Here is a 24,185-nt window from a genome sequence, read left to right on the forward strand (position 1 = left end):
GAGACTAGTCGTAGCCGGGCAGCTCGGACTTCTCGTCGGGGTCGGCGCCCTCGGCCTCGCGGCGGCCGCGGGCACGGTCGACCGAGCGGGCGATGATCTCGGAGATCATGAACAGCACCAGCATCGGCGCGGCGAGCAGGCACATCGAGATCGGGTCCGTGGAGGGCGTGGCGACGGCGGCGAAGACGAAGACGCCGAGGATGATCCACGGCCGGTGCTTGGCCAGGCTCCGGCCCTTGACCAGCCCGACCAGGTTGAGCAGCACCACGAAGAACGGGATCTCGAAGGCGAGACCGAACACCAGCAGCATGCGGCTGACGAAGGTGATGAAGTCGTTGAAGTCGACCAGGTTGGTGACGTCGGCCTGGGTGAAGTTGATGAGGACCTGCAGGCCCTTGGGCAGCACGTAGTAGCCCAGCGCGACGCCGCACAGGAACAGCGGGCCCGCCACGGCGACGAAGATGCGCGTCCACTTGCGCTCGCGGGGGTGCAGGCCCGGCAGGATGAAGGCCCAGATCTGGTAGAGCCAGTACGGGCAGGTCGCGATCACCGCGGCCAGGGCGCTCAGCTTGAGCTGGATCGAGAGGCCGGCGCCGACACCGTTGAAGGTCAGCTCGGTCTTCACGCCGGGCTTGAGCTGTTGGCGCGCTTCGACGTAGGGGTGCTTCATGAGGTCGAAGATGTAGTTGTAAAAGACCAGCGCCACGATGATCGCCACGATCAGGACGAACACCGAGCGCATCAGCCGTGCGCGGAGCTCACGGAAGTGGTCCGAGAGCGCCATGCGCCCGTCGGAGCCGATCGGGTGAGCCGGTTTGGCGCTGAACAGGCCGAGGACGCCAAAGGTTGCCATCGTCGGGTGGTTCGGCGCGGGTCAGGCGTTCGGGTTGGAGCGGGGCTCCTGCTCCTGCGCCTCGCGAGCCACCTTCTCCTGGGCCAGCCGCAGCTCGGCCTGCTTGGCCTCGAGCTCGCGCTGCGCCTCGGTCTTGGTGGACTCCTTCTTCTCGTCCTCCTCCATCAGGCCCTTGGTCTCGGCCTTGAAGATGCGCAGCGCCTGACCGCTGCCGCGGGCGAGCTCGGGCAACTTCTTCGCACCGAAGAGCAGGATGACCACGACCAGGATGATGACGATCTCTTGGGTACCGAGACCGGCGAGAAGCGGGTTCACCATGACGTCCTCTGGGTTGACGAGTGTGCCGAATCGAATATACGCCGCCGTCTGGCGAAACAACCTTCGGACCGGCGAAGTCGACCCGAACGGTGGGCGACGCTCAGGATCGGTACCGCTCCAAGGTGGCGCCGGCGGCGGCCGCGACCCGCTCTGCCAGCTCGCTCGGTGAGACGACCGCGGCGTGCGGGGCCAGCCGCAGCACCAGGCGCACCAGCCACTGCGGGTCGCCGACGCGCAGCGTGACCTCCAGCCCGTGGTCGGCCAGCTCGCGGCTGGACTCCACGGGGTAGTACTCGGCCACCCAGCGGGCCGGGGCCGCGAGCCGCACGGTGGCCACGACGTCGTCGGGACCCGGCTCGAAGAGGCCGTCGGAGAGATCACGGGACGGCACGTGGTGCCGCGCGGCGGGCTCCTCGAGCACCTCGGCGGCGCTCACCCGGTCGAGCCGGAAGAGCCGACGCGCCTCGGCCAGGTGGCACCAGGCGTCGAGATAGGTGTGCCCCTCGGCCACGAGCACCGCCAGCGGGTCGACCACCCGCTCGGTGGTCTCGTCGCGGCTCGGCACGAAGTAGGTCAGCCGCACGGCGTGCCCGCCGCGGACGGCCTCCTCGAGCATCGCCGCCGTGGGGGCCGTGGCCAGCACGTGAGGCGGCACCTCCACCACCGCGCTCGCGGACGCCTCCGGGGCGCCGTCGGCGGTGGCGTCCTCCAGCTTGGCCAGGGCGCGGTCGATCGCGTCGCGCGAGCTCTCGGGGCTGCCCTCGCGCATCGCGCGCAGGGCCACGATCAGCGCCGAGGCCTCGGTACTGCCCAGCCGCAGCGGCCGGCTGAGGTAGTCGGCGTTGCTGAGCCGGATGACGCCGTCGCCCTCGTCCTCGAAGGCGTCCATGTCGACGTCGATCATGTCGCCCGGCCCGAGCCCCGGGAGGCCGCAGAACCACAGCACCTGCAGGTCGCGGACGATCTGGGCCGGGGTGACCCCGAACGCCGCGGCGGCGTCGTCGAGACGCACCTCCTCGTGCGACTGCAGGTACGGCACCAACGCGAGGAGCCGGTTGACCTGGTCGCGCGCGGAGCTCACGCCAGCACCCCTTCCAGCCGGGCCACGACGACGTCGCGCAGCTCGGCCGGCTCGAGGACCTCGACGGCGTCGAGCGCGGCGAGCACCTCGCCGGCGAACTGGTCCAGGTTCGCGAACGGCACCTCGGCCCGGTCCCAGCCCTCGGTCCCGTCGTGAGGGTCGGGGTCGGGGCCGATGCTGCTCGCCCGACGACGCAGGTCGTGGGCGGCGTCGGCGCGTAGCCGGAGCACGGCGGTGCCGACGGCGCGGTCGCGCTGCAGCTCGCGGGTCAGCGCCCGCAGGTCGGTGCCCTCGGGCACCGCGTAGGAGCCCGGAGCGCCGTGAGCCACGACGTCGCCGCTGACCCGGGAGAGCCGGAACAGCCGTGGCTCGCCCCGGTCGACGTCGTGGCCGACGACGTACCAGCGCCCCAGGGCCGAGACCATCCCCCACGGCTGCAGGCGCCGGGGGCTGGGGGTCATGGCGCTGGCACGGCGGTAGTCGAAGCTCACCTCGGTGCGCGTCTGGGTGGCCTGCCACAGCGCGTCGAAAGACGGCTCGTCGGCCACCAGCCGCGGCTGGACGACGTCGAGCACCTCGCGGTCGGTCTCGATGCCCGCCGCCTTGAGCTTCAATAAGGCCTGCGAGGTCGCGCTGGCCAGCCCCGCGTGCTGCCACACCCGGGCGGCCAGGCCGACGACGGCTGCCTCGTCGGGCTCGAGCTGCAGGTCGGGCAGCTCGAAGGCGTCGCGGGCCACCCGGTAGCCGTGCTCGTCGTCGAAGTACGCGTCGGCGCTGCCGTGCTCCACCGGGATCCCCAGCGCGCGCAGCTCGTCCTTGTCGCGCTCGAACATCTTCTCGAACGCCTCGCGCGAGGACTGCTGGCGGTACTCCTCCACCGCGTCGCGGATCTTGTCCTTGGAGACGTAGGTGCGCGAGACCAGCAGCAGGATGAGCAGGTTGAGCAGCCGCTCTGACTTGTTGGCCGTCACGGAGGACTTTCTACTACATACCCTCGATCAGGCGTTCGACCCGCTCGTCGTGGGAGCGGAACGGGTCCTTGCACAGCACCGTGCGCTGGGCCTGGTCGTTGAGCTTGAGGTGCACCCAGTCCACTGTGAAGTCGCGACGCCGCTCCTGGGCACGCTTGATGAAGTCGCCGCGCAGCCGCGCCCGGGTGGTCTGCGGCGGCACCGACTTGGCGGCGAAGACCGCGAGGTCGGTGGTGACGCGGGTGACCGCGCCGCGCTTCTCCAGCAGGTAGTACAGGCCGCGGTCGCGGTGGATGTCGTGGTAGGCCAGGTCGAGCTGGGCGATGCGCGGGTGGCCCAGCGGCAGGCCGTGTTGCGCGCGGTAGCGCTCGATCAGGCTCCACTTGGTGACCCAGTCGATCTCGCGGTCGACCAGGCTCAGGTCGCCGGAGTCGATGGCCTTCAGGCCGCGCTCCCACAGGTCCAGGGCGCGGTCGATGATTGGCGTGTGGGCCTGGCGCCGGTCGACGAAGTCGCGGACCCGGGTCAGGTACTCCTCCTGGATCTCCAGCGCGCTGGCCTCGCGGCCGTTGGCCAGCCGGACCTTGCGCCGCCCGGTCATGTCGTGGCTGATCTCGCGGATGGCGCGGATCGGGTTCTCCATCGTGAGGTCGCGCATCACCACGCCCTCCTCGATCATCCGCAGCACGAGGTGGCAGGAGGCGACCTTGAGCAGCGTCGTCGACTCGTTCATGTTCGAGTCGCCGACGATGACGTGCAGCCGCCGGAAGCGCTCGGCGTCGGCGTGCGGCTCGTCGCGGGTGTTGATGATGGGGCGCGAGCGGGTGGTGGCGCTGGAGACGCCCTCCCAGATGTGCTCGGCGCGCTGGCTGACCGAGTAGGAGGCGCCGCGGGGGGTCTGGATGACCTTGCCGGCGCCGACCAGGATCTGCCGCGTCACCAGGAACGGGATGAGGACGTCGGCCAGGGTGCTGAACTCGCCGTGGCGGCCCACCAGGTAGTTCTCGTGGCAGCCGTAGGAGTTCCCGGCGGAGTCGGTGTTGTTCTTGAACAGGTAGACGTCGCCGGCGATGCCCTCCTCGTGCAGCCGCCGCTCAGCGTCGACCAGCAGGCCCTCGAGGACCCGCTCCCCCGCCTTGTCGTGGGTGACCAGGTCGACGATGTCGTCGCACTCGGGGGTGGCGTACTCGGGGTGGCTGCCGACGTCGAGGTAGAGCCGGGCGCCGTTGCGCAGGAAGACGTTGCTGCTGCGCCCCCAGCTGACGACCTTGCGGAACAGGTATCGCGCGACCTCGTCGGGCGAGAGGCGTCGCTGGCCCTTGAACGTGCACGTGACCCCGTACTCGTTCTCGATCCCGAAGATGCGCCGTTCCACAAGTCCGAGCGTAATCGGTGCGGTGTTGCAGGAAGGTGCACTGCACGAGTCCGGGGCTGTCGATTCTTGTTCGAGAGTCGCTTGGCTGGGCGGAATGCCCGGCGATCCCGGGCGTCACGACAAGGAAGGCAGCACGTTGAGACGAGCACATCTCGGGACATGTGCCGGCGCGATGGGTGCGCTGGTACTCGGCTCTCTGGGGCTGGCCGGCACCCCGGCCCAGGCATCGGGTGCATCAGACCGCGCCCGCTCCGACCACGGCCTGTCGGCGCACAGCGCCGACCGCAGCTTCGGCCCGTCGCAGGAGCGCACGGCGATGAAGGAGGCACGACGCTCGGCCAAGCGGGTGGCCCGGCAGCTCAAGCTGGGCTCCGGCCAGCGGCTGGTCGCGAAGGACGTCGCGCAGGACGTCGACGGCGCACGCCACGTGCACTACGACCGCACCTTCCACGGGCTGCCCGTGGTCGGCGGCGACCTCGTCGTGCACGAGTCCAAGGCCGGCGCGCCGAAGCGGGTCAGCTGGGCGGCGTCGCGCGCGATCAAGGTCGCGAAGCTGACGCCGAGGCTGAAGGCCGCGCAGGTGGCGGGCACTGGTGACCGCAAGGTCATCTACGCCGCGCACCACCGCCCGCGTCTGGCCTGGGCCAGCAAGGTCACCGGCACCGCGAAGGACGGCACGCCGATCAACGACGCCGTCTACACCGACGCGCGCTCCGGCAAGCGGCTCGGCGTCGACCACCTGGTCAAGACCGACACCGGCACCGGCAACTCGCTCTACCTCGGCTCGGTCTCGCTCACCACGACGGCCGGTGGCGACGGATGGAACCTGGTCGACGGCGACCGCGGCGGCCACGCCACCTACGACGCCAACAACTCCGAGAGCGACGCCAAGGGCACGCTGTTCACCGACGCCGACAACACCTGGGGCGACGGCACCACCTCGGACCGGCAGAGCGCAGCGGTCGACGCGGCCTACGGCGCGGCGAAGACCTGGGACTACTACCTCGACACCTTCGGCCGCAACGGCATCGCCGACGACGGCCAGGCCGCGTACTCCCGGGTGCACTACGGCAACAGCTACGAGAACGCCTTCTGGGACGACTCCTGCTTCTGCATGACCTACGGCGACGGCGGCTCGACGTTCAAGCCACTCGTGGCGCTCGACGTCGCGGGCCACGAGATGACCCACGGCGTCACGGCCAACTCCGCCGGCCTCGACTACTCCGGCGACGCCGGCGGGCTGAACGAATCGACCTCCGACGTGTTCGGGACGATGGTCGAGTTCAGCGCGAACGACGCCAACGACCCCGGTGACTACCTGATCGGTGAGACCATCGCTAAGGACGGCACCTGGCTGCGCCGCATGGACGACCCGTCGGCCGACGGCGGCTCGGTGAACTGCTACGACTCCAGCACCGGCGACCTCGACCCGCACTACTCCTCGGGCGTGGGCAACCACCTGTTCTACCTGCTGGCCGAGGGCACCGGTGCGAAGACCATCGGCGGGAAGGCGCACGACGGAGAGACCTGCGACGGCACCTCGCTGACCGGCATCGGCCGCGACGCCGCCGCCGCGATCTGGTACCGCGCGCTGACGACGTACTGGACCTCCACGACCACCTACCCCGAGGCCGCCGACGGCCAGGTGCAGGCGGCGAAGGACCTCTACGGTGCCGGCTCGACCGAGTGCGAGGCCACGGTGTCCGCGTGGAGCGGCGTGGACGTGACGCCGTCGACCAGCTGCAGCTAGCTAGTCGACCACCTGGCCGGGGTGGCGGGGGTCGGAGCCCTTGGTGGGCTCGATGCGACCCCTGCTGCCCCGGTTCAGCACCGAGTGCTTGCGGCCGTAGAAGCCGTAGACGACCAAGCCGATCACCAGCCAGACCAGGAACCGCAGCCAGGTCTCGGTGGCCAGGCTGGCCATCAGGCCCACGCACAGCACGGCCGAGAGGATCGGCAGCAGCGGCACCTGCGGGGTACGGAACGGGCGGTCCATGCGCGGCTTCGTCTTGCGCAGCACGGCGACGGCGACCGCGACCACCACGAACGCGAACAGCGTGCCGATGCTGACCATCTCGGCCAGCGTCGCCAGCGGCACGAACGCGGCGATGACCGCGACCACGATCGTGGTGCCGATGGTGATGCGGAACGGCGTTTGGTACTTCTCGTGCACCTTGCCGATGGCCGGCGGCAGCAGGCCGTCGCGGCACAGTGCGAAGCCGATGCGGCCCATGGCCACGATGTCGACCAGGATCACCGAGCTCAGCCCGCAGATCGCGGCCAGGCCGATGAGGAAGCCGGCCCAGCCCAGGCCGACCTGGTGGAAGGCATCGGAGATCGGGGCGCCCTCGGAGAGGCTCTTGAAGTTCACCATGCCGGTGAGCACGAAGCAGACGCCCAGGTACAGCACCGTGCAGATCACCAGGGTGCCGATGAGGCCGCGCGGCATGTCGCGTCCGGGGTTCTCGGTCTCCTCGCCCAGGTTCGCCACCGCCTCGAACCCGGAGTAGGCGAAGAACACGACGGCGGCGGCCACCAGCACGCCGGCGATGCCGTAGGCCGACGGGTCGGCGCCGGAGATCCACTGCCACAGCGGCTGGGCGAGGCCGCTCTTGTTCTCCGGGTCGGGACGCGACGGCGGGAAGAACGGCGTGAGGTTGCTGGCCTTGAGGAAGAAGAGGCCCGCGACGATGACGAAGAGGCAGACAGTGACCTTGATCGCGACCAGCGCGTTGGTCACCCACTTCGACTCCCGGATGCCGACCGCCGCGACGACGCCGAGCACCAGCGAGATGAAGACCGCGCCCAGGTTCACCACCGAGCTCTCGCCGAAGATGCTGGTCGGCAGGCCGAGCGAGTCCTGCAGGTACCCCGACCAGCCGCGCGCGACCACCGCCGCGCCCAGCGCGAACTCCAAGATCAGGTCCCAGGCGATGATCCAGGCGAAGATCTCGCCGATCGTGGCGTAGGCGTAGGTGTAGGAGCTGCCGGCCGTCGGGACCGCGGAGGCCAGCTCGGCGTAGCACAGCGCCGCCAGCATGCTGATCACGCCGGCGATGAGGAACGAGACCACGATCGCCGGCCCGGCGTGGTTCTTCGCCTCGACGCCGGTCAGGGTGAAGATGCCGGTGCCGATGACGATCCCGATGCCGAAACCCATCAGGTCGCGCGCGGAGAGCCGCTTGCTGAGCGAGCTTCCCTCTTCGACGTCGTCGTTTTGGTGGATGACGGTGTCGATGTCCTTGGTGCGGACCAAATTCCCGAGGAAGCTCATCGCGGCACCCTAGGGCATCGGGTGCCGCGGAGGGCGCGGCGCGACGGCGGGGACGGCGGGGCCGGCGGGGCGGTTTCCCCGCCCAGGCGGGGAAACCGGCCTCCGAAGCCGGACAAACGGGGGCACCGGCGGGGCGGTTTCCCCCTCGCGTGTCCGTTCTGAGCGATACGCGGCCACGCCTGCGACCAGCAGGCGTCTCACCCGACGAGCGTGCCGCCGAACACCAGTGCCGGGCTGCCGTGCCACCTCACCTCGCGGTCGACGGTGAAGCCGAGCCTGCGGGCCACCGCCTGCGAGGCGTGGTTGTCCGGCGCGATGATCGCCACGAGGTGGTCGATGCCGGCGTCGCGAGCGCAGGTCAGGACCGACGTCGCGGCCTCGGTGGCGTAGCCGCGACCGCGTAGCTCGGGGTGCACGTGCCAGCCGATCTCGGTCAGCCACTCCCCCTGCACCTCCTGCCGGGTCAGCCCGCAGTCGCCGACCAGCGTGCCGTCGTGGGTCTCGACGACCCACAGCCCGAAGCCGTGCTCGGCGTAGAGGCCCCGGGTCCACGCCACCCACCGGTGCGGGTCGCGGCCGGCGTACCGGCTCGCGGGCGAGCCCACCTCGAGCACCTCGCCGAGTGCGTCGGCGTCGGCCTCGGCCATCTCCCGGAAGCGCAGCCGGGAGGTGGGGGCCGGCAGCACCCGCGCACGCTAACCCACCAGCGCCAGCCCGTTGTGCGGCCGTGAGGACCTCGTTACGGGCGATTCACCGCCGCGACTCGCCGACGATCCCGTGCCCGGATGGAGTGGACCATCCGCCACCGCCCGCCACCGTCGAGAGGGTCACCGTGCCGCACCTCTTCAGCCCCTACACGCTCAAGGACGTCACGTTGCGCAACCGCATCGCGATGTCGCCCATGACGATGTACCGCTCGACCGAGGGGAGGCTGGACGACTTCCACCTGATGTACCTCGGGGCGCGGGCCGCCGGCGGCTTCGGCCTGATCTTCCCCGAGCAGGTCGCCATCGCCCCGGAGGGCCGTACCACCCCGCACTGCGCGGGCATCTGGGACGACCAGCAGGTCGAGGGCCATGCGCGGGTGACGTCGATGATCGACGCCATGGGCTCCGTGGCGGCGATCCAGCTGGGCCACACCGGCCGCAACGGCAGCGAGCTCAAGCCCTGGGTGGGCGGCGACCTGGGCGTCCAGATCCCGCCGGAGCACCCCGAGGGCTGGCAGGTCGTCGGTCCCTCCGACGTGCCCTACGGCTTCGGCAAGCGCGTCTACCCCGTGCACCCGCTGAGCGTGGCGGAGATCAAGGCCATCCATCGTCAGTACGCCGAGGCGGCCAGGCGCGCCCTCGACGCGGGCTACCGCTGGTTGGAGATGCACTTCGCCCACGGCTACCTCGCCGCCAGCTTCTACTCCCCGCTGGCCAACAAGCGCGAGGACCAGTACGGCGGCAGCCTGGAGAACCGGGCACGTTTCCTCATCGAGGCCCTCGACGCCGTCCGCGAGGTGTGGCCCGAGCACCTGCCGCTCACCGCGCGCCTGGGCTGCGACGACTTCCACCCCGACGGGGCCCAGTTCGAGGAGTCGTTCGAGACGGTCGGCTGGCTCAAGGAGCACGGCCTGGACATGATCGACCTGTCCATGGGCGGCAACACCGACGACATGCGCGAGCCCTTCTTCCCCACCCCCTCGGCCTGGGTCGAGCGCGGTGCCCGCATGCGGGCCGAGGTGGGCATCCCGACCACCGTCAGCTGGAACCTCGGGGTGCCCCAGAACGCCGACCGCGCGATCCGCGAGGAGAAGATCGACCTGGTGCTGCTGGGACGTCCGGCGCTGGCGAACCCGCACTGGCCGGTCTGGGCCGCGCGCGAGCTGGGTCACGAGGACCCCTTCGAGCTCGTCCCCGAGGACTGGGGCTGGTGGCTGCAGAACTTCCGCGGCCACGACCCGAGCATCGGGTGGCCCGGGATCACCGAGGTGGCCGAGCTCGAGCAGAGCGCCTGATCAGTCGTCGAGCTCGCGCGGGAACCCACCGGTGGCGATCGGGCCCCACCGGTCGACGGTGATGCGGATCAGGGACTTTCCCTGGTCTCGCATCGCCTGGCGGTACTCCTCCCAGTCCGGATGCTCGCCGGAGATGCTGCGGAAGTACTCCACCAGCGGCTCCAGCGACTCCGGTAGGTCGAGCACCTCGGCCGTGCCGTCGACCTGGACGTAGGGCCCGTTCCAGTCCTCGGAGTGGACCAGCGCCGTGACCTCGGGGTCACGGCGCAGGTTGGCCACCTTGGCCCGCTGTGGGTAGGTGGCGATGACGATCCGGCCCGTCTCGTCGACTCCGGCGCTGACCGGGGAGACCTGCGGTCGGCCGTCGCGGCGCCGCGTGATGAGGGTGACGCGGTGGCGCGGGCGGACGAACGCGAGCAGCTCCTCGCGCTCGACCCGGTCGGTGGTGGCGTAGCTGCGCGGCATCAGTGCCTCCTCCTCACGCCAGGGGGTCGTCGGGGTCGACCGGCGGGGCGACCGGTGGCCGGTCCTCGCCGATCGGGCCGCCCAGTGGGTCGCTCGGCGGCGGGGTCGGAGCCGTGGTGGTGGGCGAAGCGACCGCGGGCGAGGCGGGAGCCTGCGGCGCTGCCGCTGTCTCGGCCGCCGGTGAGCCCGGGTCGGAGGCCGGAGCCGCGGCCGGCGTCGGGTCCGGGTCCGGGTCCGGGCCGAGGATCTCGCCCAGCGCGGCGTCGCCGAGCCGGCGGAACTTGCGCTGCTGGGGCCGGTCGCGGTCGAGCACGGCCACCTCGAGGTCGGCCACCGGGATCCGGCGCACCTTGGCCTCGCCCTCCGAGCTGCCCCCGTGGCCCAGGGCCCCGACGGCGAGCGTTACGGCCTCGGCCAGGGACAGCCCCTCGCTCCAGTGCTCGCGCAGGTACGTCGTCACCGGCTCGGTGGCGCCGCCCATCGCGGCGAAGCCGTGCTCGTCGGCCACCTGCCCGTCGTAGGTGAGCCGGAAGATCTGGTCGCCGGCCGAGGTGTCGCCGATCTCGGCGACGAAGATCTCCACCTCGTACGGCTTCTCGCCGCCGCTGGAGAAGATCGTGCCGAGGGTCTGGGCGTAGGCGTTGGCCAGCCCGCGCCCGGTGACGTCGCGACGGTCGTAAGCGTAGCCGCGCATGTCGGCCAGCCGGACGCCGGCGATGCGCAGGTTCTCGAACTCGTTGTAGCGGCCGACCGCGGCGAAGGCGATCCGGTCGTAGAGCTCGGAGATCTTGTGCAGCGCCTGCGAGGGGTTCTCCGAGACGAACAGCACGCCGTCGGCGTACTGCACGACCGCCAGGGCGCGACCGCGGCCGATGCCCTTGCGGGCGAAGTCGGCCCGGTCCTTCATCAGCTGCTCGGGCGAGACGTAGAAGGGCATGCTCATGCGTTCGGACCCCCCGTCTCGAGCGCGGCGGCCGGGCCGTCGGGGCGGATCATCCGGCCGGCGACGACGCGGTCGGCCACGGCGGCCACCTGGTCCTCGCTGAGCCGCTGCTGGCCCGCGGCGGTGATGACGTGGACGACCGGGAAGATGCGGCGCGTCAGGTCGGGTCCGCCGGTGGCCGAGTCGTCGTCGGCGGCGTCGTAGAGCGCCTGCACGATGGCCATGACGCACTCCTCGGCGCTGAGGTCCTCGCGGTACAGCTTCTTCAGCGAGCCGCGGGCGAACACCGAGCCGGAGCCGACCGAGTGGAACGCGCGCTCCTCGTAGCGGCCGCCGGTGGCGTCGTAGCTGAAGATGCGGCCCTGGCCGGCCAGCTCGTCGTAGCCGGCGAAGAGCGGGATGACGGCCAGGCCCTGCATGGCCAGGCCCAGGTTGCCGCGGATCAGCGCCGAGAGCCGGTTGGCCTTGCCGTCGACCGAGAGCGTGGTGCCCTCGATCTTCTCGTAGTGCTCGAGCTCGGTCTGGAACAGCCGGACCATCTCGATGGCGATGCCGGCCGTGCCCGCGATGCCGACGGCGGAGAGCTCGTCGGCGGGGAACACCTTCTCGATGTCGCGCTGGGCGATCACGTTGCCCGCCGTGGCCCGCCGGTCGCCGGCCATGACGACGCCGCCGGACCCGTTGGCGCCGAACGTGGCCGCCACGATCGTCGTCCCGTGCGGCGCCAGCTCGGCGGCACCGCCGGGGGGACCGGGCGGCAGCGCGCGGCGCGAGGGCAGCAGCTCGGGCGACTGCTCGGCGATGAACTCGGCGAAGGAGGACGTGCCGGGCCGCAGGAACGCCGGCCCCAGCCGGGGGTCGGAGGAGGTCACGAGGACTACTGGCCGCCCTTCTGGATGAACGACTTCACGAAGTCCTCGGCGTTGGTCTCGAGCACGTCGTCGATCTCGCCGAGGATGTCGTCGATGTCGTCGTCGAGCTTCTCCTTGCGCTCGCTCACCGACGCCTCGGGTGCGGGGGCGCCGTCGACCGGCTCCTCCTCCTCGGAGGACTTGCGCGGCTGCTTCTGCTCCTGGGCCATGCTCCGAGCCTAGCCGTCGGCCCGGACGGTTCAGGCAGTACTTCTGGTCAAGGCTGCGAACAGGCTCACCGCGTCGTCGCAGGAGTCGATGAGGGCGCCGACGTGGGCCCGGCTGCCCCGCAGCGGGTCGACCGTGGGCACCCGCTGCAACGACTCGTGCCCAGGCAGGTCGAAGATCACCGAGTCCCACGAGGCCGCGGCCACCGCGTCGGCGTACTTGTCCAGGCAGCGGCCGCGGAAGTAGGCGCGGGTGTCGCTCGGCGGCTCGTGCATGGCCTGCTCGACCTCGGCGTCCTCGAGCAGCCGCTTCATCCGGCCCAGCGCCACCAGCCGGTGGTAGAGCCCCTTCTGTGGACGCAGGTCGGAGTACTGCAGGTCGATCATCGCCAGCTTGGCGTCGTCCCACTCGAGGCCGTCGCGGTCGCGGTACTGCTCGAGCAGCCGCAGCTTGGCCACCCAGTCCAGCTCGTCGGCGCACTCCATCGGGTCGCGCTCGAGCCGGGTCAGCACCGACTCCCACCGTTCGAGCACGTCGCGCGTCTGCCGGTCGACGTCGCCGCCCAGCGTCTGGTCGACGTACGCCTGGGCGCGGTGCAGGTACTCCCACTGCAGCTGCACGGCGGTGAGCCGGCGACCGTCGTGGAGCTCGAGCAGGTGGCTCAGCCCGGGGTCGTGGGAGACCTCGTGCAGCGTCTGCACCGGACGCCGCACGGCCAGCTCGGCCTCGAGGAAGCGGTCCTCGATCATGGCCAGCACCAAGGAGGTGGTGCCGACCTTGAGGTAGGTCGAGGTCTCGGCCAGGTTGGCGTCGCCGATGATGACGTGCAGCCGGCGGTACTTGCCCGGGTCGGCGTGCGGCTCGTCGCGGGTGTTGATGATCGGCCGCTTCAGGGTCGTCTCCAGGCCGACCTCGACCTCGAAGAAGTCCGCGCGCTGGCTGATCTGGAACCCGACGCCGCGCCCGTCCTGCCCCAGGCCGACCCGGCCCGCCCCGCACACGACCTGGCGGCTGACGAAGAACGGGGTGAGGTTCTTGACGATGTCGGCGAACGGCGTCGCCCGGCGCATCAGGTAGTTCTCGTGGCTGCCGTAGGAGGCGCCCTTGTTGTCGGTGTTGTTCTTGTAGAGCACGATCTCGGGCTCGCCCGTGGCCTGGCCGTTGGCCGCGGCGAACCGGCAGGCGTCGAGTGCCACCTGCTCCCCCGCCTTGTCCCACAGCACGATGTCGCGCGGGGTGGTGCACTCCGGCGTGGAGTACTCCGGGTGCGCGTGGTCGACGTAGAGCCGCGCGCCGTTGGTGAGGATGACGTTGGCCAGACCCAGGTCCTCGTCGGTGAGCTGGCTGGCGTCGGCGACCTGGCGCGACATGTCGAAGCCGCGGGCGTCGCGCAGCGGCGACTCCTCCTCGAAGTCCCACCGCGCCCGCCGGGCGCGCACCGAGGAGCTGGCGTAGGCGTTGACGACGCGGGAGCTGGCCACCATCGGGTTCGCGAGCGGCTGGCCCTGGACCGAGATGCCGAACTCGGTCTCGGTTCCCATCACCCGTCGGACGCTCACCCGGCGAGCCTACGGGGAGCGGATTTACGAGACCCGAACAGGCCGATATGGGGTTACTCGGTTAGGTTGCTGCCGCCCACTTCTGACGGGGGAAGGTCTCCACACGTGCTTCACAAGAGCTGGTTCCTGCGCGCCCTGGCGCTCTGCCTGATGGCCGGCGGCCTCGTCGCCGCCGAAGGCTCGGCCGGGACGGCGGCGCCCACCGCGACCCGTGTGGTCCGGGGGTACTACACGCCGCCGGACGGGACCAAGTTCAACTACCCGTACTCGAGCTCGAAGCAGCGCAACAAGATCCGCAACCACGTGCTGCGCACCGTCAACGCGACCCCGACCGGCGGGTCCATCCACATCGCCGCCTTCTCGGTCAACGACCAGACCCTGGTCAACGCCTTGATCCGGGCCAAGCGACGCGGCGTCGCCGTCCAGGTGATCGCCAACAAGCACACCCTGACCGGCAACAAGAAGTTCGCGCCGTCGAAGTCCTTCCGCATGCTGCGCAAGAAGCTCGGCCACAACGTCCACCGCCGCGGCTGGAGCGACGAGCGCGTCAGCTTCGCGAAGGTGTGCGACAAGTCCTGCCGCGGCAAGGGCGGCAACGTGCACTACAAGATGTTCCTGTTCTCCAGCGCGGGCGGGCGCCACGGCACCAACAAGCAGTGGATCACGATGATGGGCTCGCCCAACCTCACCACCTTCGCCGCCCGGGGCCAGTGGAACCACCTCACCACCGCCAGCGGCGACCAGGCGCGCTACGACGCCTACCTCAACATGTTCGAGCAGATGAAGCTCGACCGCAGCCAGGGGTCGAACCAGTACCAGGACCTCACCTCGATCAACCCCGAGACCTGGTTCTTCCCCAAGCCCGGCACCACCGCCGCCACCGACCCGCTGGTGCGCGGCCTGGACCAGATCCGCTGCACCGGACTGACCCAGGGCTACGGCCGCAACGGGCGCACCTTCATCCGCATCGGGGCCTACACCTGGTACGACACGCGCGGCACCTGGCTGGCCAAGAAGGTCCGGTCGCTGTGGAACGCCGGCTGCGACATCGCCATCGAGTACTCGATCATGGGCAACAAGGCCAAGAAGATCCTGTACAGCCCGAGCGGACGGGGCCGGATCCCGATGCGCCAGGTGGGCACGTACGCCAAGGACGGCACGATCTTGACCTACGACCACGCCAAGTACGTGACCGTCAACGGTGCGGTGGGCGACAGCAACGGGGCGTCCATCACCTGGGCCGGCACGACCAACTTCTCCAACCTGGGGTTCTACTCCGACGACTTCACCCAGGTGTGGCGCAACTGGGCCACCTACCGGGCCTTCGCGAACGACTTCTACCGGGTCTGGCGCGGCCCGCACGCCCGGGTGCCCTCGCCCACCAGCCGCGTGCCGGCGAACATCGAGGGCCGGGTCGGCACCGGGCGCTACCAGAACCTGGAGGCGAGCTGATGGCCCGCGCCCCCCTCTCCGGGGTGTGTTTTGTAACGAGTCCGCGTTTCCTGACGCTTCTCAAGTGACCCGCCACTAACATGTAGCGGCGCCTGCCGGGGGATCCCCGTCCCGGGAAGGCGAGGTATTCCGGGGTCTGAACGGATCACATGACGAAGAACAAGCGTGGCCTCATCGGTACCGGGGGGCTCATCGCTCTCCTGCTCGTCGTGACCGGCCTGACCGGTGCCGGCGTGTCGTCGGCCCAGGCGGCCACCAGTGCCAAGCCGAAGCACAACAAGACCGGCCACTACTCGCCACCCAACGGCGCGATCTTCAACTACCCATTCTCGGGCAAGAAGAACCGCTACCGCATCCGCACCCACGTCCTGAAGACCATCAAGTCGGTGCCCCCGGGCGGCCAGATCCGCATCGCGGCCTACTCGGTCAACGACAACACCACCGTCGACGCCCTCATCGCCGCCAAGCGGCGCGGGGTGAGCGTCCAGGTCGTCGTGAACAGCCACAACGTGCACGGCACCGAGTACCACGGCTCATCGCCGTCGTTCATCCGGCTCATGCACACCCTCGGCCAGCGGATCCACCGCAAGGGCGTCGCCGACGACCGGGTCAGCTTCGCCAAGTACTGCCGCAAGTCCTGTCGCGGCAAGGGCGGCAACGTGCACTACAAGATGTTTTTGTTCTCCAGCGCGGGCAGCAAGAACCTGGTCACGATGGTCGGCTCGCCGAACCTGACGACCCTCGCCGCTCAGGGTCAGTGGAACCACCTGATCACCTACAGCGGCAACCCCACGACGTGGGCCTACTACAACACCATGTTCAACGAGATGAAGATCGACAAGCCGCAGCCGCACCCGTACCGGGTCTACGGCCCGACGCAGGGCGTCACCCCGGAGACCTGGTTCTTCCCCCGCCCCGGCACGCAGGCCGGCGACGACCCGCTGGCCGTGGCCATGAAGAAGATCCAGTGCACCGGTGTCTCGTCGCCCTACGGCTCGGGCGGCCGCACGGTCATCCGCATCGGCCAGTACGCCTGGTACGGGGCCCGCGGCAACTGGCTGGCCAAGGACGTCCGGGCGCTGTGGAACCAGGGCTGCAACATCAAGCTCGAGACCGCCGTCCTCGGCCCCACCGCGCGCGCCATCTTGCGCAACCACTCCGGCCGGGGCGCGATCCCGACGCGGGAGACCGGCAGCTGGAGCAAGACCACCGGCCGGCCGCTGACCTACAACCACTCCAAGTACATGACCGTCAGCGGCATCTACGACGGTCAGCCGCAGACCATCACCTGGGTGGGCACCACCAACTGGTCGACGCTCGGCTTCTACTCCGACGACATGACCCAGGTGTGGTCCTCGATCGACCCGATCGCGAACGACCCCTACCCCTACCCGGGCTCGATGTACGCCGACTTCGTGAAGAACTTCAACAAGATCTGGCGAGGTCCGCAGACGCACCTGCCGCAGTCGCACCACACGATCACCGTGACCGGCCGCGTCAGCGAGCTGTTCCACGGCGACGACGGGGTCCTGCTCGGCGAGGACTGAGCCGCCCGGCCCTTCAGACGACGATCCCCCAACCACCGCGTGGTGGTCGGGGGATCGTCGTCTCAGTCGGGCCCGCAGCCGACGCCGGCTCTCGGGTACCGGCTCGAAGTACCGGCTAGAGGTACTGGCCGGTGTTGCTCACGTTGTCGATCGAGCGGCCGGGCTCGGTGCCCTGCTTGCCGGTGATCAGCGTGCGGATGAACACGATCCGCTCGCCCTTCTTGCCCGAGATCCGCGCCCAGTCGTCGGGGTTGGTGGTGTTGGGCAGGTCCTCGTTCTCCTTGAACTCATCGACGCAGGCCTGCAGCAGGTGCTGCACCCGCAGGCCCTTCTGCGCGTCGTCGAGCTGGGCGTCGAGGTAATCCTTGATGGCCATCTTCTTGGCCCGGTCGACGATGTTCTGGATCATCGCCCCGGAGTTGAAGTCCTTGAAGTACAAGACCTCCTTGTCGCCGTTGGCGTAGGTGACCTCCAAGAACCGGTTCTCGTCGGACTCGGTGTACATCCGTTCGACGGTGGCCTGGATCATGCCGGCCACCGCGGAGCCCTTGTCGCCGCCGAACTCGGCGACGTCGTCGGTGTGCAGCGGCAGCGTGGGCGTGAGGTACTTGCTGAAGATGTCGCGCGCGGACTCCGCGTCGGGGCGCTCGATCTTGATCTTCACGTCGAGCCGGCCGGGGCGCAGGATCGCGGGGTCGATCATGTCCTCGCGATTCGAGGCGCCGATGACCAGCACGTTCTCCAGCAGCTCGACGCCGTCGATCTCGCTGAGCAGCTGCGGCACGATCGTGTTCTCCACATCGGAGGAGACCCCGGAGCCGCGGGTGCGGAACAGCGAGTCCATCTCGTCGAAGAACACGATGACCGGGGTGCCCTCGCTGGCCTTCTCCCGGGCCCGCTGGAAGACCAGCCGGATGTGCCGCTCGGTCTCGCCGACGTACTTGTTCAGCAGCTCCGGGCCCTTGATGTTGAGGAAGTAGGACTTCCCCTCCGAGCCGGTCTTGGCCGCGACCTTCTTGGCCAGGCTGTTGGCCACGGCCTTGGCGATGAGCGTCTTGCCGCAGCCGGGCGGGCCGTAGAGCAGCACGCCCTTGGGCGGCTTGAGCTCGTGCTCCTTGAACAGGTCGGGATAGAGGTAGGGAAGCTCCACGGCGTCGCGGATCTGCTCGATCTGGTTGAACAGGCCGCCGATGGAGTCGTAGGCGATGTCGGGGACCTCCTCGAGCACCAGCTCCTCGACCTCCGACTTCGGCACCCGCTCGTAGACGTACCCGGCGCGGGCGTCGAGCAGCAGCGAGTCGCCGGCGCGCAGCGCGATCTCGCGCAGCGGCTCGGCCAGGCGCACGACGCGCTCCTCGTCGGCGTTGGCGATGACCAGGGCGCGCTCGCCGTCGGCGAGCAGCTCCTTGAACATCACCACCTCGCCGACCTCCTCGAAGGCGCAGGCGGCGACCACGTTGAGGGCCTCGTTGAGCATGACCTCCTGACCCTTGGTCAAGGTGTCGAGGTCGACGCTGGGGCTGACGTTGACGCGCAGCTTGCGGCCGCCGGTGAACACGTCGACGGAGTCGTCGTCGTTGCGGGACAAGAAGGTGCCGAAGCCGGTGGGCGGCTGCGCCAGCCGGTCGACCTCCTCCTTCAGCGTCGTGATCTGGTCACGAGCCTCGCGCAGGGTCTGGGCCAGCCGCTCGTTCTGCGACGTCACGGCGGCCAGGGAGCGCTGGGTCTCCACCAGCCGCTGCTCGAGGCCGCGGTGCGAGCCGGGGGCGTCGACAAGGCGGCGCCGGAGGTCGCCCACCTCGGATTCCAGGTAGCGGACCTGCTCGCGCAGGTGTTCGGTCTCGGATGCCTCGCTCATGTCTGACCACTCCCGCCGCTGCGTGGGCTTGGGCGCGTGCCCGTGCCTGACGTTTCGAGCCTACCCGCCGCCGGCAGCGGACCGTCGTAGTCCTCGCCGTACGCGCCGGGGGCGGGGCGTCGCTTGCGCATCGGGGCCCGCTGGCCGGGCGCCATGCGCCGGGCGGTGACCAGGAAGCCGGTGTGTCCGTTCATCCGGTGGCTGGGCCGCACCGCGAGACCCTCGACGTGCCAGTCGCGCACCAGGGTCTCCCAGGGCTGCGGCTCGGTGAACTCGCCGTGGGCGCGCAGCGTCTCGACCACCCGGCCCAGCTGGGTGGTGGTGGCCACATAGGCGCAGACCAGGCCGCCGGCGCGCAGGGCGGAGGCAGCGACGTCGACGCACTCCCAAGGCGCCAGCATGTCGAGCACGATCCGGTCGACACTGTGGTCGCCGACGAGGCCGGGCATCGTCTCGGCGAGGTCGCCGACGTGCAGCTGCCACGCGGGATGCTCGCCGGAGAAGAACTGCTCGACGTTGCGGCGGGCGACCGCAGCGAACTCCTCGCGTCGCTCGAAGGAGATCACCCTGCCCTCCGCGCCGACCGCGCGCAGCAGCGAGCAGGTCAGCGCGCCGGAACCGACACCGGCCTCGACCACGACCGCCCCGGGGAAGACGTCGGCCATCGCGACGATCTGGGCGGCGTCCTTGGGGTAGACGACCGCGGCCCCGCGCGGCATCGAGACCACGAACTCGGCCAGCAGCGGCCGGAACACCAGGTACTCCGCGCCCCCGGTGGAGGTGACGGTGAAGCCCTCCTCGCGACCGATGAGGTCGTCGTGGGCGATGGCGCCCTTGTTGGTGAAGAACTGCTGCTCGGCGGCGAGCCGCAGGTTGTGCTTGCGGCCCTTGCTGTCGAGCAGCCGGACCCACTCCCCTTCGCTCAGCGGACCGCTGCGGACTCCGGAGAGGGATGGCACGGGCGAGGCTTCGGACACCCGGTGAGACTAACGACCCGTCTCCTCCTCGGGCGCCGGGCGGCCCTGTCGGACGGCGGCGAACGCCCGCTCCACGTCGGCGACCGAGAGCACCCCGAAGACCTCGCCGTCGGGGTCGAGCAGCAGGTACTCCGAGGCGGGGTGCTCGGTGATCGCGCGGATCAGGTCCTCCCCGACCAGGTCGGCGGAGATCCGCATGCCGGGTTCGACGGCGCGGGCCAGGCTCGAGGTCGGCACCCAGGGGCGCCGCTCCACGGGCATCGCCTGCAGCGCCCGCTCGTCGACCAGCCCCACCACGCCGCCGGTGGTGGCGATGGTGGCGATGCCGCCGGCGCGGGCGTCCTGCGCACGGCGCACGGCCTCGGAGACCGGCAGGTCCTCGGGCACCTCCAGCAGCCGGCGGGCCAGGGGCCGCGCCGCGAGGCCGGGCAGCCGGCGACGCATCCGGGCGTGGACGAGGGAGGCGGTGGCCCCGCCCCACAGGAACACGCCGATCATCACCGCGACGACCATGTCGACCACGTCGGGCGGACGCTGCAGCACGATGACCACGAAGACCGGCCACGCCACCACCAGCACCGCCGCCACGCGCCCGCCCCAGGCGGCCACGACGGTGGCGCGGTCGGGGCCGGTGCCCAGGCCCCACAGCACGGCGCGCAGCACGCGGCCGCCGTCGAGCGGCAGACCGGGGACCAGGTTCAGCACCCCGACGACCAGGTTGGTGGTGGCCAGCGCGTCGACGGCCAGGCCGACCAGCCCGTCCGGTGTCACGAAGGCCAGCCCCAGCGAGACGCCGCCGACGGCCAGCGACGTTAGCGGCCCGACGACGGCGATCACCAGCTCGGCGCGGGCCGACGGCGCCTCGGACTCCAGCTGGGTGGCGCCGCCGAGGAAGTGGATGCTGATCGAGCGCACAGTGAGCCCGTAGTGACGGGCCGCGATCGCGTGGGAGGCCTCGTGCAGCAGCACCGAGAGGTACAGCAGCACCGCGAAGGCCAGCCCGGCCACGTAGGTCAGCCAGCCCAGCCCCGGCGCGACGGAGGAGATCCGCGGCGCCATGCCGACGGCGATGAGGAGCGCGACCAGCAGCCACGAGGCCTGCACCACGACGTCGATGCCGGCGATCTGTCCCAGCCGGACGGTGCCCGCCGGAAGCGGGTCGCGCTGGTCGGCCGGCCCGGTCACCCCCTCACGCTAGCGTGAGGCAGGTGGAGGTCCGGGGCTCGCTGTCGCCGAGCCGCGCCGCCGACTTTCGCTCCTGCGCCCTCGCGTACCGGTTCCGCACCGTGGACCGGCTGCCCGAGACGCCCTCCGCGGCCGCTGCACGGGGCACCCTCGTCCACCGGGTGCTCGAGCGGCTCTTCGACCTCCCGGCCTCCGAGCGCACGCCTGCGGTCGCCGTGGCGATGCTGCCGGCGGCCTGGACGGAGATGGTCGAGGTCGAGCCGGTCGTGGCGACGCTCTTCGACGACGGCCGGCCCGACGCGCAGTGGCTGGCCTCCTGCGGGGAGGTGGTGCGCCGCTGGTTCACCCTGGAGGACCCACGCGGGTTCGAGCCCTTGATGCGCGAGGAGCTGGTGGAGGCCGTCCTGGACGACGGGCTGCTGCTGCGCGGCGTCGTCGACCGCATCGACGAGGCCGCCGACGGCACCGTCACGGTGGTCGACTACAAGACCGGCTCGGCTCCCCCGCCCGAGCGCGAGGGCGGTGCGATGTTCCAGCTGCGGTTCTACGCCCTGCTGCTCTGGCTCACCCGGGAGCAGGAGCCGGCGCGGCTGCGGCTGCTCTACCTCGGCAACGGGGAGGTGCTGGAGTACCGGCCCGACCGGAGCGAGCTGCAGGCGACCCGACGGCTGCTGATGCGCATCTGGGAGGCCATCGCGCTGGCCCGCGAGACCGGCGACTTCGAGCCGAACCCGGGACCGCTGTGCCGCTGGTGCGACTACCAGCCGCTGTGCCCGGCGTTCGGAGGCACCCCGCCGCCGTACCCCGGCCCGGGCACCGAGCAGTCAGGCCCGCAGTCCGGCCAGGTCGGCGACGTCGAGCCCGACCAGGCTGTCGCGGAAGATCCGCTGCGGCGCGGGTAGTACCGGCACGTGGTTGGGCACCACCAGCACGGTGCAGCCGGCCGCCTCGGCCGAGCGGGCGCCGGTGTTGGAGTCCTCGACGGCCAGGCACCGAGTCGGGTCGACGCGCAGCGCGCGGGCGGCGGCCAGGTAGGGCTCGGGGTGCGGCTTGCCCTGACTGACCGAGTCGCCGGTGACCACGGTGGCGAAGGTGTCCTGCGGGAGCTGGGCCAGCACCGGGCGCACGAACCGGGCGTAGGACATCGTCACCAGCGCGGTGGGGATGCCGGCCTGGCCCAGGGCGGCGAGGAGGTCGAGTGCACCGGGGCGCCACGGCACGTCGTCGGCCATCAGCACGCCGACGCGGTCGAGCAGCTCGGCGACGATCTCGCTGGGCTCGAGGTCCACCCCGGCGTGCTCACGGATGTAGCGACCGGAGTCGAGGAGGTTGTTGCCCACGAGGTTCAAGGCGTGCTCGGAGCTCCAGGTGCCGCCGTGCTCGGCGACCAGGGCCTCCTCGGCGGCCACCCAGTACGGCTCGGTCTCGACCAGGGTGCCGTCCATGTCCAGCAGGACGGCATCGGGCCACACGAGGATCACGCTAGCGAGGAGACGTGGCTCACTCGGGGTCGGGGTGTCGGCGGATCCGGCCCGGTGGACCAGACCAGCGCTGAGGAAACGAACATTCAGTGACATTTGTCGCAACTGCGCTCGTAATCTCGGTCCACTGGTCTGTCGGTTCGGCGGACCCCGGAAGGAGCAGGCGCGATGATGCCGGAAGGGGTGGTCACGCTTCCCGATCGTTCGATCGAGGAGCTGGAGGACCGCGGCCGTCATCACGTCGAGCGCACCCTCGAGGACTGCCACCGGCTGATCCCCCGCGCCGAGGCCGCCGGTGACATCGTCTTGCTGCAGCGGTTGCGGCTCGTGCTCGCCGACGCCACCACCCGACGCGGCCGGATCGAGGAGGCCGCCCAGCTGGTGCGCGAGGTGCAAGCCTGGGCCGAGGCCCGCCGCCACGACTACCTGATCGCCCGCAGCAACCGGCTGCTCTCCGCGGTCTTCGGCAAGCTCGGCGACACCGCGCTGTGCCTGGAGCACGCCGTCGCCGCCGTCCACGGGCTCAACCGCGACTGGCGGCCCAGCCTGCGCGCGGACCACCTGCGAGCGCTGGGGCAGGCGCTGTCGTTCCTCGGCTCCTTCGACGAGGCGCGGGCCCAGTTCGAGGACGCCTGCCGACTCACCGAGACCGCCGACGCCCGGATCGTGCGCCGTATGGCCCTCAACGACATCGCCTACTGCGAGGTGCTCGCCGAGCGTGGACCGCAGGCCGCAGCCGCCGCGGACCGCATGCTCGCCGTCATCGCCGCCCAGGGCGGACGCCCGGGCTATGAGGAGCTCGACACGGCCGCCGCGGCCTACGAGCTCGTGGGCCGGCTGGCCGAGGCCGAGCTGATGCTCGCCCCCGTCGTCGACGGCCTGGGTGCCGACACCTCCTTCTCCGACTACGACGGCCTGGTGGGCTGCCTGTGGCGCCTCGCGCGCGTCCAGCGGCTCCGCGGCCGCCTCGACGACGCCCGGGCCAGCCTGGACCTGTGCCGCACCCGCGCCCGCGAGCTGAACTCCGTGGTCGCCCTGGAGGCCGACTACGAGCACGTCGAGCTGCTCGCGGCCACCGGCGACTACGAGAACGCCTACCACTCGCTGCGCAGCTACCACGAGCGGCGCAAGGTGCTCGAGAACGAGCAGCGGGTCTCCCGGGCCGCCTCGCTGCGGGCGATCTTCGAGGCCGAGGAGGCCCGCCGTGACAGCCAGATGTTCCGCGAGATGGCCGAGCGCGACGCCCTCACCGGGCTGCACAACCGCCGCTTCGTCGACACCAACCTGCCGCGGCTGCTGCTGGAGGTGGCCGAGGGGGGCGCGACGCTCTCGATCGGGCTCTTGGACCTCGACCACTTCAAGCGCGTCAACGACACCTGCTCCCACGCCGTGGGCGACGAGGTGCTGCGCCGGATCGCGACGATGATCGAGGAGAGCAGCTCGTGCGTGCCCGGCGGCGTCGCCGCTCGGCTCGGCGGCGAGGAGTTCCTCGTGATCCTGCCCGGCATCGACCCCGGCGCGGCCACCGAGCACCTCGAGCAGCTGCGCCGCACCGTGGCCGACGCCGCCTGGCGCGACCTGACCGGGTCCGTCCCGGTCACCGTCAGCATCGGCTGCGCCTCGGCCCCCGACGACGAGCTCGACCCCTCCGCCCTGCTCCACCGCGCCGACCAGCGCCTCTACGACGCCAAGGACTCCGGGCGCAACCGTGTCGTCGGGCCGCACCCGGGGGCGGTCGAGGTCGCGGGCTGAGGCTGCCGGTGGG

The 24,185-nt window shown here is 70.8% G+C and carries 22 protein-coding genes; 6 read left to right on the forward strand and 16 right to left on the reverse strand.

Features of this window, described 5'->3' with window-relative positions:
* Positions 1 to 4: 4 nt before the first annotated feature.
* From tatC to pafA, 5 genes are all read right to left on the reverse strand, one after another.
* Complete coding sequence (gene tatC, locus D9V37_RS13270) at positions 5 to 853, reverse strand: twin-arginine translocase subunit TatC (RefSeq protein ID WP_121806656.1); 849 nt, start codon at positions 851 to 853, stop codon at positions 5 to 7.
* Between the two features lie 21 nt (positions 854 to 874).
* Entirely contained in the window at positions 875 to 1,168 is a 294-nt protein-coding gene (gene tatA, locus D9V37_RS13275) for a Sec-independent protein translocase subunit TatA (protein WP_408636202.1), read from the reverse strand.
* Between the two features lie 103 nt (positions 1,169 to 1,271).
* Complete coding sequence (locus D9V37_RS13280) at positions 1,272 to 2,252, reverse strand: helix-turn-helix transcriptional regulator (protein WP_121806658.1); 981 nt, start codon at positions 2,250 to 2,252, stop codon at positions 1,272 to 1,274.
* Positions 2,249 to 3,223 (reverse strand): helix-turn-helix transcriptional regulator, encoded by a 975-nt coding sequence (locus tag D9V37_RS13285; RefSeq protein ID WP_121806659.1) that lies wholly within the window; start codon positions 3,221 to 3,223, stop codon positions 2,249 to 2,251. Before D9V37_RS13285 ends, D9V37_RS13280 begins: the two co-directional genes overlap by 4 nt.
* Positions 3,224 to 3,236: 13 nt before the next feature.
* Entirely contained in the window at positions 3,237 to 4,598 is a 1,362-nt protein-coding gene (gene pafA, locus D9V37_RS13290; RefSeq protein ID WP_121806660.1) for a Pup--protein ligase, read from the reverse strand.
* Between the two features lie 172 nt (positions 4,599 to 4,770).
* Here pafA and D9V37_RS13295 point away from each other — a divergent pair, with 172 nt between their 5' ends.
* Positions 4,771 to 6,348: a M4 family metallopeptidase gene (locus tag D9V37_RS13295; RefSeq protein ID WP_198412538.1), complete on the forward strand. Its 1,578-nt coding sequence runs from the start codon at positions 4,771 to 4,773 to the stop codon at positions 6,346 to 6,348.
* On the opposite strand, the gene D9V37_RS13300 is transcribed toward D9V37_RS13295, so the two are convergent.
* Entirely contained in the window at positions 6,349 to 7,872 is a 1,524-nt protein-coding gene (locus tag D9V37_RS13300; protein WP_121806662.1) for an APC family permease, read from the reverse strand.
* A 197-nt stretch (positions 7,873 to 8,069) separates the two neighbouring features.
* Entirely contained in the window at positions 8,070 to 8,558 is a 489-nt protein-coding gene (locus tag D9V37_RS13305; RefSeq protein WP_232524912.1) for a GNAT family N-acetyltransferase, read from the reverse strand.
* Between the two features lie 146 nt (positions 8,559 to 8,704).
* Between D9V37_RS13305 and D9V37_RS13310 the strand changes: the two genes are divergently transcribed.
* Positions 8,705 to 9,874 carry an NADH:flavin oxidoreductase/NADH oxidase gene (locus tag D9V37_RS13310; RefSeq protein WP_121806779.1) on the forward strand — a complete coding sequence of 390 codons (1,170 nt, stop codon included), beginning with the start codon at positions 8,705 to 8,707 and terminating at the stop codon, positions 9,872 to 9,874.
* On the opposite strand, the gene D9V37_RS13315 is transcribed toward D9V37_RS13310, so the two are convergent.
* Genes D9V37_RS13315 through dop form a run of 5 tightly spaced genes read right to left on the reverse strand, consistent with a single transcriptional unit; the run spans position 9,875 to position 13,920 of the window.
* Complete coding sequence (locus tag D9V37_RS13315) at positions 9,875 to 10,339, reverse strand: PPOX class F420-dependent oxidoreductase (protein ID WP_121806663.1); 465 nt, start codon at positions 10,337 to 10,339, stop codon at positions 9,875 to 9,877. It lies immediately after the preceding gene.
* A 13-nt stretch (positions 10,340 to 10,352) separates the two neighbouring features.
* Positions 10,353 to 11,282 (reverse strand): proteasome subunit alpha, encoded by a 930-nt coding sequence (prcA, locus tag D9V37_RS13320; RefSeq protein ID WP_121806664.1) that lies wholly within the window; start codon positions 11,280 to 11,282, stop codon positions 10,353 to 10,355.
* Positions 11,279 to 12,154 carry a proteasome subunit beta gene (prcB, locus tag D9V37_RS13325; RefSeq protein ID WP_121806665.1) on the reverse strand — a complete coding sequence of 292 codons (876 nt, stop codon included), beginning with the start codon at positions 12,152 to 12,154 and terminating at the stop codon, positions 11,279 to 11,281. Before prcB ends, prcA begins: the two co-directional genes overlap by 4 nt.
* Before the next feature lie 5 nt (positions 12,155 to 12,159).
* A complete protein-coding gene (locus D9V37_RS13330) occupies positions 12,160 to 12,363 on the reverse strand; it encodes a ubiquitin-like protein Pup (protein WP_121806666.1) in 204 nt (67 codons plus the stop codon).
* Positions 12,364 to 12,393: 30 nt separating this feature from the next.
* Entirely contained in the window at positions 12,394 to 13,920 is a 1,527-nt protein-coding gene (gene dop, locus D9V37_RS13335) for a depupylase/deamidase Dop (RefSeq protein ID WP_121806667.1), read from the reverse strand.
* A 105-nt stretch (positions 13,921 to 14,025) separates the two neighbouring features.
* On the opposite strand from dop, the gene D9V37_RS13340 reads away from it, so the two are divergent.
* Both D9V37_RS13340 and D9V37_RS13345 read left to right on the forward strand, forming a co-directional pair.
* Entirely contained in the window at positions 14,026 to 15,372 is a 1,347-nt protein-coding gene (locus D9V37_RS13340; RefSeq protein WP_121806668.1) for a phospholipase D-like domain-containing protein, read from the forward strand.
* A gap of 149 nt (positions 15,373 to 15,521) precedes the next feature.
* Positions 15,522 to 16,919 carry a phospholipase D-like domain-containing protein gene (locus tag D9V37_RS13345; protein ID WP_121806669.1) on the forward strand — a complete coding sequence of 466 codons (1,398 nt, stop codon included), beginning with the start codon at positions 15,522 to 15,524 and terminating at the stop codon, positions 16,917 to 16,919.
* A 115-nt stretch (positions 16,920 to 17,034) separates the two neighbouring features.
* On the opposite strand, the gene arc is transcribed toward D9V37_RS13345, so the two are convergent.
* Genes arc through D9V37_RS13360 form a run of 3 tightly spaced genes read right to left on the reverse strand, consistent with a single transcriptional unit; the run spans position 17,035 to position 20,939 of the window.
* Positions 17,035 to 18,777, reverse strand: a complete 1,743-nt coding sequence (gene arc, locus D9V37_RS13350) for a proteasome ATPase (protein ID WP_121806670.1) — start codon at positions 18,775 to 18,777, stop codon at positions 17,035 to 17,037.
* Entirely contained in the window at positions 18,774 to 19,736 is a 963-nt protein-coding gene (locus D9V37_RS13355; RefSeq protein ID WP_232524913.1) for a tRNA (adenine-N1)-methyltransferase, read from the reverse strand. The genes arc and D9V37_RS13355 overlap by 4 nt, the downstream gene beginning before the upstream one ends.
* A gap of 27 nt (positions 19,737 to 19,763) precedes the next feature.
* Entirely contained in the window at positions 19,764 to 20,939 is a 1,176-nt protein-coding gene (locus D9V37_RS13360) for a site-2 protease family protein (protein ID WP_121806672.1), read from the reverse strand.
* A gap of 23 nt (positions 20,940 to 20,962) precedes the next feature.
* Between D9V37_RS13360 and D9V37_RS13365 the strand changes: the two genes are divergently transcribed.
* Positions 20,963 to 21,841 carry a RecB family exonuclease gene (locus tag D9V37_RS13365; protein ID WP_232524914.1) on the forward strand — a complete coding sequence of 293 codons (879 nt, stop codon included), beginning with the start codon at positions 20,963 to 20,965 and terminating at the stop codon, positions 21,839 to 21,841.
* On the opposite strand, the gene D9V37_RS13370 is transcribed toward D9V37_RS13365, so the two are convergent.
* A complete protein-coding gene (locus tag D9V37_RS13370) occupies positions 21,764 to 22,411 on the reverse strand; it encodes an HAD family hydrolase (RefSeq protein WP_232524915.1) in 648 nt (215 codons plus the stop codon). The two genes, D9V37_RS13365 and D9V37_RS13370, sit on opposite strands and share 78 nt — an antisense overlap.
* Positions 22,412 to 22,588: 177 nt before the next feature.
* Between D9V37_RS13370 and D9V37_RS13375 the strand changes: the two genes are divergently transcribed.
* Positions 22,589 to 24,172 (forward strand): GGDEF domain-containing protein, encoded by a 1,584-nt coding sequence (locus D9V37_RS13375; RefSeq protein WP_121806675.1) that lies wholly within the window; start codon positions 22,589 to 22,591, stop codon positions 24,170 to 24,172.
* The last annotated feature ends 13 nt before the right edge of the window (positions 24,173 to 24,185 follow it).

It is taken from the genome of Nocardioides mangrovicus, assembly GCF_003674065.1.
Classification (GTDB): domain Bacteria; phylum Actinomycetota; class Actinomycetes; order Propionibacteriales; family Nocardioidaceae; genus Marmoricola; species Marmoricola mangrovicus.